The sequence below is a fragment of the Streptomyces sp. NPDC050732 genome, assembly GCF_040654255.1.
Taxonomy (GTDB): Bacteria; Actinomycetota; Actinomycetes; order Streptomycetales; family Streptomycetaceae; genus Streptomyces.
On the sequence record NZ_JBFAHP010000014.1, the window covers coordinates 97,750 to 113,676 of the forward strand.

The window sequence follows — 15,927 nt, forward strand, 5'->3', positions numbered from 1 at the left end:
GGAATCCGGATGCTCCTCAACCGATCGAAGCTCACGACGCCACGACGGCGGCTGGCGGCGGTACTGACCGCCGCGACCCTCGGCGTCGGCCTCCTCGCGGGATGCGGTTCCGACTCGGAAGACAAGGCGGGCGAGGAGACCCCGGCGGCCGCCGGTGGCGGCACGTTCCCGGTCACCGTGGAGCACGCGTTCGGCTCGACGAAGATCACCAAGGCTCCCAAGCGCGTCGTGACCGTCGGCTACACCGACGACCAGACCGTCCTGGCGCTCGGCACCAAGCCGGTCGGCATGGTCGACCAGTACCCGAACCCGGAGGGCAAGTCCCCCGACATCAACACCCAGTGGCCCTGGGTGAAGGACAAGTGGGGCGACACCAAGCCCGAGGTCGTCATGAAGAACGGCGACAGCGGCCCCAACTACGAGAAGATCGCCTCCCTGCGGCCCGACCTGATCATCGCGGTCTACTCCGAGATCGACAAGGCCGCCTACGACAAGCTCTCCAAGCTCGCCCCGACGGTGGGTCGCACCAAGGGTGAGAAGGAGCTGTTCAGCGCTCCGTGGCAGGACAACGTCGTGCACATCTCCAAGGCGCTGGGCAAGGAGGACGAGGGCAAGAAGATCGTCCAGGGCGTCGAGGACAAGCTGACCGAGGCCAAGAAGGCGCACCCGAAGTTCGCGAAGCAGACCTCCGTCGCGCTGTCCTGGTACAAGGACTCCATCAACCCGTTCACCTCCACCGACGTGCGTGGACGGCTCCTGACGGGCATGGGCTTCAAGTACCAGACCAAGATCGACAAGATCGCGGGCGGCAAGTTCTCCACCGAGCTCTCTCCCGAGCGCACGGACCTGATCGACGTGGACCGCATCGTCGTCATCAACGACAAGGCGGACACGGAGGCGTTGAAGAAGTTCAAGCTGTTCTCCAACCTGGACGCCGTCAAGAAGGGCAACGTGTCCTACCTGCTGGACAGCGAGGGCCCGGCGGTGGGCGCCGCGATGTCGCAGGGCACCGCGCTGTCCCTCCCGTACGCGATCGACGAGCTCGTCAAGTCGGTCGAATAGAGATGCCGTTCAACCCGTCCCGTCCCCGTCCCGACTTGGCCACCGTGTGAGCACCACCGAAACACCCACCACCGACAACGGCGTCGCCCCGGCGACCCTGCGCACGGCGACCGGACGTGAGGCCACCAGGTGGGTCTCGGCGCACTGCCGCGAAGTGCCCTGGCTGACCACGGCCACCGTCGCCACCACGGTGGCGGGGGCGGCGCTCCAGATCCTCCCGGTGCTCCTGCTCGGCCGGGTGGTCGACGGGGTGGTCGAGGGCGATTCGCGTTCGGTCCTGGTCACGATCGGGGTCCTGATGGGAGCCGCCGCGCTGCTCGGCGCGGCGGCCACCGCGGCGTCGACCTATCTGATCGGCCGGCTCGGCGCCGACCTCCTCGCCAGGCTGCGGGAGGGCGCCGTCCGTGCCGTGCTCGGGATGCCGAGCGCACGGATCGAGCAGGTCGGCCGGGGGGACGTGCTCTCCCGGGTCGGTGACGACGTGGCCGTGCTGTCCAAGGGAATCCGGACGGCCATCCCCACGGTGTTCTCGGCGGGCGTGCTGGTCTTCATCGCCACGGTCGGCATGTTCGGCCTCGACTGGCGGCTCGGCCTCGCGGGCGCCGGCGCGCTGCCCGCGTACGCGCTGGCCCTGCGCTGGTATCTGCCCAGGTCCGCCCCGCTCTACCGCAAGCAGCGGGTGGCGCAGGCCGACCGCGCGCAGGCGTTGATCAGCGGCCTGAACGGAATCGACACGGTCCGGGCCTACCGCCTGGAGGACTCGGTACGGGAGAAGGTCACCCAGGAGTCGTGGCGGGTGCGCAATCTCGGCATCGACGTGTTCCGGTTCTTCGGCCGGTTCGTGGGCCGGGAGAACCGCGCCGAGTTCATCGGGCTCGTCCTCATCCTCGTGGTCGGATACGCCCTGTTGGAGGCCGACGCCGCCAGCCTGGGCGAGGTGTCGGCGGCCCCGCTGATGTTCCACCGCCTCTTCACGCCGCTGGGCGCCATCATGTTCACCTTCGACGAGGCGCAGAAGTCGGGCGCGAGCCTGACCCGTCTCGTCGGCGTCCTCGGGGAGTCCGGGGACGAGCGCCTTGTCGGCGACGCGTCCGTGAAGGTGGCGGACGCCGTGCCGCACCAGGTGACGGTGGAGGGGCTGACGTTCAGTTATCCCGGCACCGACGAACCGGTTCTGCGGGACGTCGACCTGACGATCCCGGCGGGCGGTTCGCTGGCCCTGGTGGGGGCGACGGGCGCGGGCAAGTCGACGCTGGCCGCGCTGATCGCGGGCATCGGGACGCCGCAGGCCGGCTCGGTGCGCGTGGGGGAGCACGACCTCGGCGGTCTGGACGAGGCCGGGGCGCGGGCCCTGGTGAGCATCCTGACGCAGGAGACGCACGTGTTCTCCGGCCCGCTCGCCGAGGATCTGCGGCTCGCCGCGCCGGGGGCGACCGACGCCGAACTGATGGACGCCTTGCGCACGGTGGGCGCCGACGGGTGGGTGGAGCACCTTCCCGAGGGCCTGGACACCATGGTCGGCGAGGGCGGTGAGCGTCTGGACGTCACCAAGATCGCCCAGATCGCCCTGGCCCGCCTCGTGTTGAGCCGCACGCCGGTGGTGGTGCTCGACGAGTCGACCGCGGAGGCGGGCAGCGAGGGCGCCGCCGAGCTGGAGCGCGCCGTGCTCGCCGCGTGCGCGGGCCGCACCACGCTGTTCGTGGCGCACCGCCTGACGCAGGCGATGGCGGCCGACCGGATCGCCGTGCTGGACGCGGGACGCGTGGTGGAGCTGGGCACGCACGACGAGTTGGTGGCGCTCGGTGGCCGGTACGCGCGACTGTGGCGTGCCTGGCGAGAGGGTAGTTAGGCAAGCCTAATTTAGGTTAGCCTTACTGCGATTACCTGGAAGGGACGCTGAGTCTTCGATGATGGAACCGAGCGCCGGCCTCGTGCTGCTTTCCCCCGCCCGCCTGGCCGATGTACGTCGGCGCGCCGGCGACTACTCCGACCGGACCGTCGCCGAGGCGTGCGCCATCGGTCTCTCGTACTGGGCGACGGGCGGGAGCCCCGAAGGCATCGAGCTCACCCCCGGCACCCTCTTCGCCGACGTCCTCGGCTGGGTCGACAACGGCGGTACCGGGCCCGGCAGTCGGGACGCCGGAGCGGACGGCTGGCAGATCGCCGTCCCCGACGGCGTCGACCCGGCCGACGCGCAGCTCGCCCTCGACGACCTCGCCGACTTCCCCGACCGGCCCCTCGGCACCATCGGCCCGTCCGGCCCCGCGGCCAGGCTCAAGGCCCTCGCCGAGTGGAACGACACCGACGCCGACCGGGTCCGCCCGACCATCGTCGAGATGTTCCGCGAGCAGGCGCGGCTCAGGCCGGACGCCGTCGCCATCGTCGACGAGCACCGCTCCCTGACCTATCGTGAGGCGGCCGAGCGCTCCGCCCAGCTGGCCCACCACCTCGTCGCGCGCGGCCTCACCGCCGAACAGGTCGTCGGCATCTCGCTCAGCCGCTCCGCCGACATGGTCGTCGGGCTGCTCGCCGTGCTCCAGGCGGGCTGCGCGTTCGTGCCGCTCGACCCGCAGTGGCCCGCCGCGCGCCGGTCCGTCGTCATTGAGGACGCCCGCGTCGTGCTGCAGCTCAACGCCTCGGGCGAGCACGACCCGGCCGAGCCGGAAGCCGTCGCCGTCGACCTCGGCGACTGGCGATTCGGCTCCCTCCCCACCGAGCCGACCGGGATCGCCGTCCCCGGCAACGCCCTCGCGTACGTGATCTTCACCTCCGGTTCGACCGGGCGGCCCAAGGGCGCGATGATCCGCCACGAGGCGATCAGCGAGCGCCTGCTCTGGCAGGTCGACGAGATCCTCGGCTTCGGCCCCGACGACGCGTCGCTGTTCAAGGCACCGCTCTCCTTCGACATCTCCATCAACGAGATCTTCCTGCCGCTGGTCTGCGGCGGCCGCGTCGTGGTCCTGCGGACCGGCGGCGAGCGCGACCCGCACCACCTGCTCGGCGTGATCGCCGAGCAGCGCGTCACCTTCACGTACCTCGTGTCGTCCATGCTGGACGTGCTCCTGGAGATGGCGGGCGACTCCGGCCGGCTCGACAGCCTGCGCCACGTCTGGTGCGGCGGCGAGGTGCTGACCCCCGAGCTGTACGAGCGGTTCCGCACCCGGCTCGACATCCCCATGTACCACGGCTACGGCCCGGCCGAGACGACCATCGGCGTCTCGCACGTCATCTACCGCGGCGAGGCCGAGCGCCTGTCGACGTCGATCGGCAAGGCCAACCCCAACACCCAGCTGTACGTCCTCGACGACGAGCTGCGCCCCGTCCCGGTCGGCGTCGGCGGCGAGCTGTACGTGGGCGGCTTCCTCCTGGGGCGCGGCTATGTCAACGCGCCCGGCCTGACGGCCTCCCGGTTCGTCGCCAACCCCTTCGCCTCGGACGGCTCCCGGCTCTACCGGACCGGTGACCTCGCGCGGTTCGCCCCCGACGGGTCCCTCGACTTCCTCGGCCGCGCCGACAACCAGATCAAGATCCGCGGCATGCGCCTGGAGATCGAGGACGTCGAGGTCGGCCTCGCCGAGCACCCCCGCGTACGCCACACCTGCGTCGTCGCCAAGAAGAACACGGCGGGCGGCACCTACCTCGTCGGATACGTCATCCCCGCCGCCGGCCACGAGGAGCTGCGGGCCGACGAGGTCAAGGCGTGGGCCACCGACCACATGGTCGAGTACATGGTCCCCACCCACATCGTCGTCCTCGACGCGTTCCCGCTCACCGCGAACGGCAAGCTCGACCGCAACGCGCTGCCGGAACCCACCACCCCGAAGGGCACCGTCACCCCGCCCGCCACCGAGAACGAACGCGTGGTCTGCGCGGCCGTCGCGGCGGTGCTGCAGCTCGACGAGGTCGGCGTCGACCAGGACTTCTTCCAGCTCGGCGGCGACAGCATCCTCACGATCTCGCTGCTGAGCGCGCTGCGCGACGCCGGTCTCTACGTCACGGCGCGGCAGATCTTCACCAACAGCGTCGTGGGCGCGCTCGCCGCGGTGGCGAGCCGCGAGGACGTCTCCACGGTGGACCACGGCGACGTCGCCACCGGTGCCGTGGCGGGCTCGCCCATCGTGCAGTGGCTCGGCGAGACCACGGACGCGATCGACGGCTTCGTGCAGTCGGTCGTCCTGAACACCCCGGCGGAGCTCACCGCCGAAGCCCTCGACGAGATACTCTGCGCCGTCCTCGCACGGCACGACATGCTGCGCGCCAAGCTGGTGCGCGGCGACCGCTGGAGCTTCGACATCCCGGCGGCGGACCCGGCAGGGCCTGGACGGCAGTCGGGGCGGCAGCCGGCGTGGCAGGAGAGCGACCTGCCGCTCGACGACTGCGTCGCGCTCGCCACCGACGGGCTCGACCCGGACAACGGCGTGATGCTGCGCGCCGTCTGGCGCCGCGACGCGCGCCAGCTGGTCATGGTCGCCCACCACGTGGTGGTCGACGGCGTGTCCTGGCGCGTCCTGATGGAGGACCTGGCCACGGCGTGGCGCCAGTACACCGCGGGCGCGAGCGTCGAACTGCCCCCGGTGGGCACGTCGTTCCGGCGCTGGACGCAGCTCCTCGAACGCGCGGGCTTCGACGCCGACCTGGCGTACTTCCAGCGCCCCCTGCCCGGCCCCGACCGGCCGGTGGGCCGGCGCGCCCTGACCGCCGCCGACACCGTCGCACGCGAGCGGCTCCAGACCGTCTCGGTCGGCCCCGAGGTCACCGCCGCGCTCCTCGGCGAACTCCCCGCGAAGTTCCACGCGGGCGTCAACGACGTCCTCCTCACCGCGCTCGCCGTCGCCCTCGCCCGGTGGCGCCGCGACCTCGGACAGGACCAGACGTTCGCGCACATCGAGCTGGAGGGCCACGGCCGCGAGGGCCGCTTCGTCGCGGACACCGCCGGCTTCGAACCCGAACTGTCCCGCACGGTCGGCTGGTTCACCACCCTGTTCCCGGTGACCGTGGACCCCGGCGCCGCCCCCGACCTCACCGACCCCGAGTACCTCGCCGCCGCGCTCAAGGCGGTCAAGGAAGACCTCTCGCGGGTGCCGAGCAACGGCATCTCGTACGGTGCCCTGCGCTACCTCACCGACACCGAGTTCGACGCCCCCGCGCCGCAGGTGCTCTTCAACTACCTCGGCCGCTTCGACGCGGGCGCCGCAGGTGACTGGCAACTCGCTGGCACCACCGGCCAGTTGGGCGAGAAGCGCGACCCGGACATGCGCCTGCCGCGCGCCCTGGAGTTCAACGCGATCGCCGAACCGGCCTCCACCGGCGGCGAGTACGAACTGGTCACCACCGTCTCCTGGCCCGACGGCATGTTCACCGACGAGGACATCGCCACGCTCGGCGGGTACTTCCGGGTGGCCCTCGCCGGCCTCGCCGCGCTCGACGAGGGCGGCCACACGCCCAGCGACTTCCCGCTGGTGCCGCTCACCCAGGCCGACGTCGACGCCCTGGACGGCCCGGCGCTGCGGGACGTACTCCCGCTGACGCCCCTTCAGGAAGGCCTCTACTTCCACTCGGTCTTCGACGACGACTCGGCGGGCGCGTACGTCGAACAGCAGCTCCTCACCCTGCACGCGCCGGACGGCGAGGTCGACGCCGACCGGCTCGCGGCCGCGGCCACCCGGCTGCTCACGCTGTACCCGAACCTGGCCGCCCGGTTCACCGCCCTCGCCGACGGCCGCGTCGTCTCCGTCCTGGAGAACGGCGTCCAGGCGCCCTTCACCACCGTGGACCGCCCCGGCATCACCGACGAGGAGATACGCGACCTCGCCGAGCGGGACCGCCGCGCCGGGTTCGACCTGGCCACAGGACCGCTGATGCGGTACACGCTCGTCCGCGCCGGCGACGGCAGGAACGTCCTGGTGCAGACCGTGCACCACATCATCGCCGACGGCTGGTCGGTCCCGCCGATGCTGCGCGCGCTGCTCGCCGAGTACCACGCGCCGGGAACCGTGTACCCGATCGGCGGCTTCCCGGACTACGTGCACTGGCTCGCCGGACGCGACGACGACGAGAGCGACCGGGTGTGGCGCGAGGAGCTCGCCGAGCTGCCCGGGCCTTCGCTGGTCGCCGAGGGGCACACCCCCTCCGACCGCTTCGCCGACACCGCCGTCGAGGCGGAGGACGACATCGACACCGCCGTCCGCACGGCCGGCGTGCCCCTGAGCGTGGCCGTGCACAGCGCCTGGGCGGTGACGCTCGGCGGCCTCCTGCACGGCGACGACGTCGTCTTCGGCTCCACCGTGTCCGGCCGCGACGCCGACGTGCCCGGCATCGGCGACATGGTGGGCCTGTTCATCAACACCATTCCCGTACGCGCCCGTTGGAGCGGTACGACCACGGCCCGCGAACTCCTCGCGTCGGTGCGTGAGCACCAGAGCGCCGTCCTGCCCCACCAGCACGTGTCGCTCGCGCGCATCGGCCGTCAGGCGGGTGTCGGCTCGCTCTTCGACACCCTCGTCGTCTTCGACGTCGCCACCGACCTGGACGGCCTGCGCACCGCCGACGCCGAACTCGTCATCACCGACGTCGTCAACGAGGGTGCCCCGCACTACCCGTTGACGCTCGTCGTCGAGCGCACGCCCGACGGCCGCCCGCGCTTCAACCTGATCTACGACGGTGAACTCCTCGGCGAGACCACCGCCCAGGACATCCTGCGCACGTTCACCTCGGCCCTCACCGGCCTGCTCACGCGGCCGGACGCCCCGGTCGCCGACCTGGCGCCCGCGGCCACCCGCCGTCCCGCGCCCGTGGAACGGACCACCCTGGGCGGCCTGTTCGACGCCGCCGCCCGGCGCGACCCGGCGGCCACCGCCGTCACCCAGTGCGCACTCGACGGCACCACCAGGTCCCTGACATACGGCGAACTCGCCGCCGCCAAGGACGAGTTGGCCGCAGCGCTGCGCGCGGCCGGTGTCGGCCCCGGCAAGCGTGTCGCCGTCGCCGTGCCGCGCTCCGTCGAGCAGGTCGTCGCCCTGGTCGCGATCGTCGCCGCGGGCGGCGCCTACGTACCGCTGGACCTGGCGTACCCGGACGAGCGCCTGGAGTACATCCTCGCCGACGCCGCTCCGCAGGTCGTGCTCGTCGACCGCGAGCAGCGGGACCGCTTCACCGCACTCCTCGACCGCACGGGCGTCCCCGCCCGCGTCGTCGTCCAGGGCGAGGAGCTGCCGACGGAGACCACCGGGGCGCACACGCCCGAGGCGGGCTGGCACGACCCCGCGTACGTCATCTACACGTCAGGATCGACCGGCCGCCCCAAGGGCGTCGTCGTCCCGCACTCCAGCGTGGTGACGCTCCTCGCAAACACCCGGCCCGACATGGAGTTCGGACCGCACGACGTGTGGGTCCAGTTCCACTCCTTCTCCTTCGACTTCGCGGTCTGGGAGCTGTGGGGGGCGCTGGCGCACGGCGGTGAGCTGCTGGTGCCCGAGTACGGCCTGACCCGCTCCCCGGTCGACTTCCACCGACTCGTCCGCGAGCGCGGCGTGACCGTGCTCAACCAGACGCCGTCAGCGTTCTACCAGTTCATCGAGGCCGACCGGCACGCCGGCGAGCCGCTGCCCGCGCTGCGCCGGATCATCTTCGGCGGCGAGGCCCTCGACCTCGGGCGGCTGCGCGGCTGGGTCGAGCGGCACGGCACCGCGTCGCCCGAGCTGGTCAACATGTACGGCATCACCGAGACCACCGTCCACGTCACCCACCGCGTGCTGACCGACGACGACTTCGCCCGCGGCGAGGACGTCAGCCCCATCGGCGGCCCGATCCCGGGCCTGGTCACCTACCTGCTCGACGACCGGCTGCGGCCGGTGCCGCCGGGCCGGGTCGGCGCCATCTACGTCGCCGGTGACCAGGTGTCGCTCGGCTACCTGGGCAGGCCGGGCCTGACCGCGGGCCGCTTCGTGGCGAACCCGTTCGCGGACGACGGCTCCCGCATGTACCACACGGGCGACCTCGCCCGCCGGACGCTCGACGGCGAGCTGGAGTTCGCCGGACGCGCCGACGACCAGGTGCAGCTCAAGGGCTTCCGCATCGAACTCGGCGAGGTCGAGGCCGCGGTCCGGGAACTCGACGGCGTGGTCGACGTGGCCGTCACCGTCGCGGACAGCGGCGACCACCTCGTCGCGCACGTCGTGGGCCGCGCGCCCAAGGACCTCGCGGGACTGCTCGGCGCGAAGCTGCCCGTGCACATGGTGCCGGGCCGGGTCCTCTCCGTCGACGCCCTGCCGCTGACGGTCAACGGCAAGCTGGACCGCAAGGCGCTCGCCGAGCGGGCGGCCGCCACCCCGGAGAACCGCGCGACCGGCCACGACGCACCCGCGGGCGAAGTCCCGGCCGTCCTCGACCAGTTGGTCGGCATCTTCACGGAAACGCTGCCCGGCTCCGCCACCGCGGACGCCGACACCGACTTCTTCGCCGCCGGCGGCGACAGCATCGTCGCCATCACCGTGATCAACCGGGCCAGGGCGCTCGGACTGCGGATCGCGCCGCGGGACGTGTTCCTGTTCAGGACGCCGCGCGCGCTCGCCGAGCACCTGGGGTCGAGCGCACCGCAGGGCGCGACGCCCGCACACGCCACCGCACCCACCGCCGCTCGTCGCGAGGACGGCCCCCTGGTCCCGACGCCGATCGTCCTGCGCCAGCGCGAACTGGGCGGCTCGCTCGACCGGTTCGCCCAGGCCAGGACGTTGGTGGCGCCCGAGGGCGCCGGGTTCGCCGACGCCGGGCGCGCCGCGAACGCCGTCGTGGCCGCGCACCCGGCGCTCCGGCTGCGGCTGCGTGTGGAGCACGGTGTGTGGGCGCTGCGCACCGAGCCCGCGCGCGAGATCTCCGTCGTACGCAGTGACACGGCCGACGCGACCGTCGCCGCGAACGAGGCCGCCGGACGGCTCGACCCCGAGTCCGGGGACGTCGTCGCGTTCTCCTGGCTCGCGGCGAGCCGCACCCTGGTCGTCGTCGTGCACCACCTCGCCGTCGACGCGGTGTCGTGGCTGATCCTCCTCGACGACCTGGCCACCGCCATGCGCGGCGCCGAGCTGGCACCGCCGACCACGTCCTACGCCGAGTACGCCGAGGCGCTGACGCTCCGGTCCGCCGACGCGGTCGACGACCTCGGGCACTGGATCACCACGCTCCGGGCGCCCGCCCTCCTTCCGGCGGCCGCGGAGACCGCCACGGCCGGAAGCCTGCGCGAGACCACCGTCGTCCTCGCGCCCGGGACCAGCGACCGCGTCACCCGCACCGCACCCGCCGCGCTCGGCGTCGGCCTCACCGAGCTGCTCTGCGGCGCGCTGCGCACCGCGCTGACCCACGTGCAGGAGTCGCCCACCGACCTCGCGGTCGAGCTGGAGCGGCACGGCCGGGTCCCGGTCCTCGAACAGCACGACTACAGCCGTACCGTCGGCTGGTTCACCTCCATCGCGCCCGTACGGCTCACCGCGCACACCGACCCCGTCGCCGCCGCGCGCGAGGTCGCCGAGCGCCAGCCGGACGAGCGCGGGCACGTCGCGTACGGCCAGTTGAAGTACCTGAACCCGCAGACGGCGCCGCTGCTGACCGCCCGCCCGCAGGTTCTGTTCAACTACCTCGGCCGGGGCAGCGAGTCCCAGGCGGTGCACATCACCGGCGGTGACCAGGGCAGCCCGTACGCCGTCGAGGTCAATGCCTGGATCGACGACGCCACGGGCAGCCTGCACGCGGCCTTCACCCTCGCCGACGGCATCCCCGACACGATCACCGAGCACTGGCGACGCGCCCTGGAGCAGGTCGCGGACGCCTCCGCGACCGCCGAGCGCACCGCGCCGGTCACCCCCCTCCAGCGGGGCCTGTTCTTCCAGGCGCAGCTGGCGGGCGCGGCCGGGCACTACGTCGCGCAGAGCTGGTTCACCTTCGACCGGCGGCTGGACACGGACGCGCTGGCCGACGCGATGGCGCACGTCATCGCACGGCACCCGGTCGTCGGCGCCGGCTTCACCACCGACGACGACGGCAACCCCGTCCAGGTCCTCAAGGCGGGCCGCCGCGTCGGCGTCCGCACCGTCGAGCTGACGAGCGACGCGGACGTCGAGGCCCTGCGCGTCCGCGACCGCGACACCGGTTTCGACCCGGCGGAGCCGCCGCTGATCCGCCTCACGGTGGTCCGCCTGCCGGACGGCCGCGACGGTCTGCTCCTCAGCTACCACCTGCTCCTGTGGGACGGCTGGTCCCGCGAGATCGTGCTGCGGGACCTGTTCGACGCGTACGAGGCCGTCCTCGCCGGGGAGCCGCTCGACGACGCCCCGGCCACGCCGAGCTTCGAGGAGTACGCCAAGGCGCTCGACGCCAAGGACGCAGCGGTCTCGGAACGTTTCTGGGCGGAGCACCTGGCCGCGCTCCCCGGCCCCACCCTGCTCGCGGGACCGGCCCCCGCTCTGTCGGAAGACCTGCCGCCCGCGCTCGTCCACACGCTCTCCGCCGAACAGTCGGAGCTGCTGCGGAACGCCGCCAAGGCGCACGGCGTCACGCTGAACTCGGTGCTGACCGGCGCGTTCGGCCTCCTGCTCGGCGCGCACACGGGCCGCAGCGACGCCGTGTTCGGCGTGACCGTCTCCGGCCGCGACGGCGAGGGCCTGTCCGACATCGTCGGCGTGCTGCTCAACACCGTGCCGCAGTGGACGAAGGCCAGGCCGGACCAGACCGTCCGCGAGTACCTGACGGCCGTCCAGACGGCCCGCGTCGAGGCCATGGAGCACGAGCACCTCGGGCTCGGCGAGATCCAGCGCGCCAGCGGCCACGACACGCTCTTCGACAACCTGTTCGTACTCCAGAACTTCCTGGACATGGACGCCTTCGCCGAGATGAACTCCCGGCACGGCATCACGTCCGTGCAGGCCGACGACTCCACGCACTACCCCTTCACCTGGGTCGTCACCCCCGGCGACCGGCTCACGGTCAAGCTGGAGCACCGCTACGGCGACAGCGGCGACGCCCGCCGCCTCCTCGCGGACTACGTGCGCGTACTGGAGGACCTGGCCCGCTCGACCGGACCGGTCGGCGCGCTGCCCGGCCTCGGCCGGCACCCCGAGCCCGCAGAACGCACCGACGTCGGCACGGACACGGTCGTCGACCGCTTCGACCGGGCCGCCGACCGCGACCCCGGGCGGACCGCCCTCGTCGCCCACGGCGCGACGATGACATTCGCCGAACTCCGGGACCGCAGCCGCGCGGTGGCGGGTGTGCTCGCGGCGCGGGGACTCGGCCCCGAGACGACCGTGGGGCTCGCGATCCCGCGCTCCCTCGACTCGATCGTGGCGCTGTTCGCCGTGCTGCGCGTCGGCGCCGCGTACGTACCCCTCGAACTGGACCACCCCGACGAGCGGATCGCGGCGATCGTCGCGGACGCCCGCCCGGACGTGATCCTCACGGTGAGCGCGGTGTCGCCCCGGCTCACCGGCGGCCCGGTCGGAACGGACGACCTGATCGAGCTGGACCGTCCGCTGCCCGAGGCCGAGCCGTTCGTGACGTTCGCGCCGGACGACCCGGACCGGCTGCGCCACCCCGCGTACACGATCTACACCTCCGGTTCGACCGGCAAGCCCAAGGGCGTGGTGACCGAGTACGCCGGACTCACCAACATGCTCGTCAACCACCAGCGCCGGATCTTCGAGCCCGTCCTCGCCGAGCACGGGCACCGCACCTTCCGGATCGCGCACACCGTGTCGTTCGCCTTCGACATGTCGTGGGAGGAGCTGCTGTGGCTCGCCGACGGCCATGAGGTGCACATCTGCGACGAGGAGCTGCGCCGCGACGCGCCCGGCCTCGTCGAGTACTGCCTGGAGCACGCGATCGACGTCATCAACGTGACGCCGACCTACGCCCAGCAGCTGGTGGCCGAGGGCCTGCTCGCCGACCCGGCACGGCGCCCGGCGCTGGTCCTCCTCGGCGGCGAGGCCGTCACCCCGACCCTCTGGCAGCGGCTCGCCGAGACCGAGGGAACCGTCGGCTACAACCTGTACGGCCCCACCGAGTACACGATCAACACCCTTGGCGTCGGCACCTTCGAGTGCCAGGACCCGGTGGTGGGCGTGGCCATCGACAACACCGACGTGTACGTCCTCGACCCGTGGCTGCGGCCGCTGCCGGACGGCGTCCCCGGCGAGCTCTACGTGGCGGGCATCGGGATCGCCCGCGGCTACCTCGGCCAGCCCGCCCAGACCGCGCACCGCTTCGTCGCCTGCCCGTTCGGCGCGCCGGGCGAGCGCATGTACCGCACCGGTGACCTGGTGACGCGCCGCCCCGACGGGAACCTCACCTACCTGGGCCGCACCGACCAGCAGGTCAAGATCCGCGGCCACCGGGTCGAACTGGGCGAGGTCGAGGCCGCGTTCGCCGCCCACCCGGCGGTGCGGTTCGCCGCCGCGGTCGCCCAGCCCGACCCGCAGGTCGACGGGGCGTACCGCCTCGCCGCCTACCTCGTCCTCGACGGCGCCGACCTGGCCGCCGTCGCCGCCGAGGTCGGCACGGGCCTGCCGGACTTCCTGCGCCCCACCCACTACGCCGAGGTCGACAGCATCCCGCTCACCGTGAACGGGAAGGCTGACACCAAGGCGCTGCCCGAGGCCAAGCCCCTCGGCGCGCTGACCACGGCGGGGGAGCGCGGCCCCGAGACCGAGACGGAGACGGTGGTCTGCGAGTTCTTCGCCGAAGCCCTGGACCTCGACGACGACGAGGTGAGCGCGGTGAGCGATTTCGTGTCCCTCGGAGGACACTCCATGCTGGCGGTACGGCTGATCGGCCTGCTCCGCCGCGAGTACGGTCCCGTGATCACGATCCGAGACCTGTTCACCCTGCGAACCCCGGAAGCGATTGCCCGCCACCTCGATGAAGACTGAGACTGCGACACCCACGAAAAGCCCTGGTGAGAAGCGGCCGCACCCGGGATCCGAGATCCTCAGGACCGCCCTGCGCCGCAACATCGGCGCCATGGTCTGGGGCACCGTCCTCATGGGCCTCTACCAAGCGGGCGAGACGGCCTTCCCCATCGCGCTCGGCATGATCGTCGAGCACACGATGCGGGACGACCGCACGCTCGGCGCGCTCGCCCTGTCCATCGGCGCGCTCGCCGTGATCATCACGACGGTGTCGCTGTCGTGGCGGTTCGGCATGCGCATCCTGCAGAAGGCCAACACGACGGAGGCGCACCGCTGGCGCGTGAAGGTCGCGGGCTGCGGCCTCCAGCCGGTGGCCAGGGACGTCGACCTCAAGTCCGGCGAGGTCCTCACCATCGCCACCGAGGACGCCGACCAGACCGCCGACATCATCGAGGTGGTGCCGCTGCTCATCAGCTCGATGGTCGCGGTGGTCGTCGCGGCGGTCGCGCTGGGCATGGCCGACTACCGCCTCGGCCTGCTCGTGATCGTGGGAACGGTCGCGATCCTCTCCATCCTCAGCGTGATGTCCAAGCGGATCGGCTCCAGCACGCGGGAACAGCAGGCCCGGGTGGCCCGGGCCGGGGCGAAGGTCGCCGACCTGATCAGCGGCCTGCGCCCGCTGCACGGCTTCGGCGGCAACCACGCGGCGTTCCGCTCCTACCGGACGGTCAGCACGGAGGCGAAGCACCAGGCGATCACCGTCGCCAAGGTGAACGGCGTGTACGCGGGCACCGCGCAGGCCCTCAACGCGGTCCTCGCGGCCGCGGTGACCCTGACGGCGGGCTGGCTGGCCTTCGAGGGCCGGATCACCATCGGCGAACTGGTCATGGCCGTCGGCCTGGCCCAATTCATCATGGAACCGCTGAAGATGTTCTCGGAGATGCCCAAGTACGTGATGATCGCGCGGGCCTCGGCGGAACGAATGGCGCTCGTCCTCTCCGCGCCCCCGGTCACCACCCCCGGCCCCGAGCACCCGGCCGCGGGCGGCGACCTGGAGATCGACGGCGTCCGCTACGGCTCCCTCCGCGGCCTGAAGTTCACGGTGGCGGCGGGTGAGTTCGTGGCGATCGCCGGCTACCAGCCGCGCGCGGTGGCCGACCTGGCGTCGATCCTGGCGGTGAACGTGCCGCCCGACGCGTACGAGGGAGTGGTGCGGGTCAGCGGCGAGGAGCTCGCCGCCCTCTCCGTCGAGGCGGTCCGCGAGCACATGCTGGTCAACCCGTACGACGCGGAGATCTTCGCCGGCACCCTCCGCACGAACATCGACCCGTCGGGCAAGAGTGTCTCGGTCCCCGAGGCGGTCGAGGCGTCCATGCTCACCGACGTCGTCGCCCTGCACCGCGAAGGCCTCGACTACGCCGTCCGCGACCGCGGCGCGAACCTCTCGGGCGGACAGCGCCAACGCCTCTCCCTGGCCCGCGCCCTGGCCGCCGACACGGACATCCTCGTCCTGCACAACCCGACGACGGCCGTCGACGCGGTCACCGAACAACTCATCGCCCGCAACATCGCCAAGCTCCGCAAGGGCCGCACCACAGTAGTCATCACCAGCAGCCCGGCCCTCCTGGACGCCGCCGACAGAGTCCTGATCCTGACCGACGGCACGATCACAGCCGAAGACACCCACCGAAACCTACTGGCCACGAACGAGGCCTACTGCGCAGCAGTGGCCCGCTAGCGACACCGCGCCGGGGGGGGATGGGCCGGGGCGGCGCATGCGCTGAGCCGCGGGCGGTGGACGGCCGGGGGTGTGTCCAGGGGCGCGGGGAACTGCGCGAAAACCCCCACGGGCCCGCAGGCGAACGAGGGCCGCTTGTCCAGGGGCGCGGGGAACTGCGCGACCAACCCCCACCGGCCCGCAGGCGGCCAACGGCGGGGGGTGTGTCCAGGGGCGCGGGGAACTGCGCGAAAACCC

General features: G+C 72.4%; 4 protein-coding genes. All 4 read left to right on the forward strand.

The features are described from left to right. The first annotated feature begins 9 nt into the window (after nt 1-9). From AB0H82_RS15175 to AB0H82_RS15190, 4 genes are read left to right on the forward strand one after another with little or no spacing between them, the layout of a single operon-like run. Complete coding sequence (locus AB0H82_RS15175; protein ID WP_362992667.1) at nt 10-1,062, forward strand: iron-siderophore ABC transporter substrate-binding protein; 1,053 nt, start codon at nt 10-12, stop codon at nt 1,060-1,062. 46 nt (nt 1,063-1,108) lie between these two features. Then, a complete protein-coding gene (locus AB0H82_RS15180; protein ID WP_362992669.1) occupies nt 1,109-2,911 on the forward strand; it encodes an ABC transporter ATP-binding protein in 1,803 nt (600 codons plus the stop codon). Between the two features lie 58 nt (nt 2,912-2,969). Next, entirely contained in the window at nt 2,970-13,973 is an 11,004-nt protein-coding gene (locus tag AB0H82_RS15185) for an amino acid adenylation domain-containing protein (RefSeq protein ID WP_362992671.1), read from the forward strand. Further along, nucleotides 13,963-15,690: an ABC transporter ATP-binding protein gene (locus AB0H82_RS15190; protein ID WP_362992672.1), complete on the forward strand. Its 1,728-nt coding sequence runs from the start codon at nt 13,963-13,965 to the stop codon at nt 15,688-15,690. The genes AB0H82_RS15185 and AB0H82_RS15190 overlap by 11 nt, the downstream gene beginning before the upstream one ends. The last annotated feature ends 237 nt before the right edge of the window (nt 15,691-15,927 follow it).

Excerpts from the sequence above, each read along its gene's own strand:
- AB0H82_RS15175 (WP_362992667.1), top strand. The coding sequence starts at position 10 with ATGCTCCTCAACCGATCGAAGCTCACGACGCCACGACGGCGGCTGGCG.
- AB0H82_RS15185 (WP_362992671.1), top strand. The coding sequence starts at position 2,970 with ATGATGGAACCGAGCGCCGGCCTCGTGCTGCTTTCCCCCGCCCGCCTG.
- AB0H82_RS15190 (WP_362992672.1), top strand. The coding sequence starts at position 13,963 with ATGAAGACTGAGACTGCGACACCCACGAAAAGCCCTGGTGAGAAGCGG.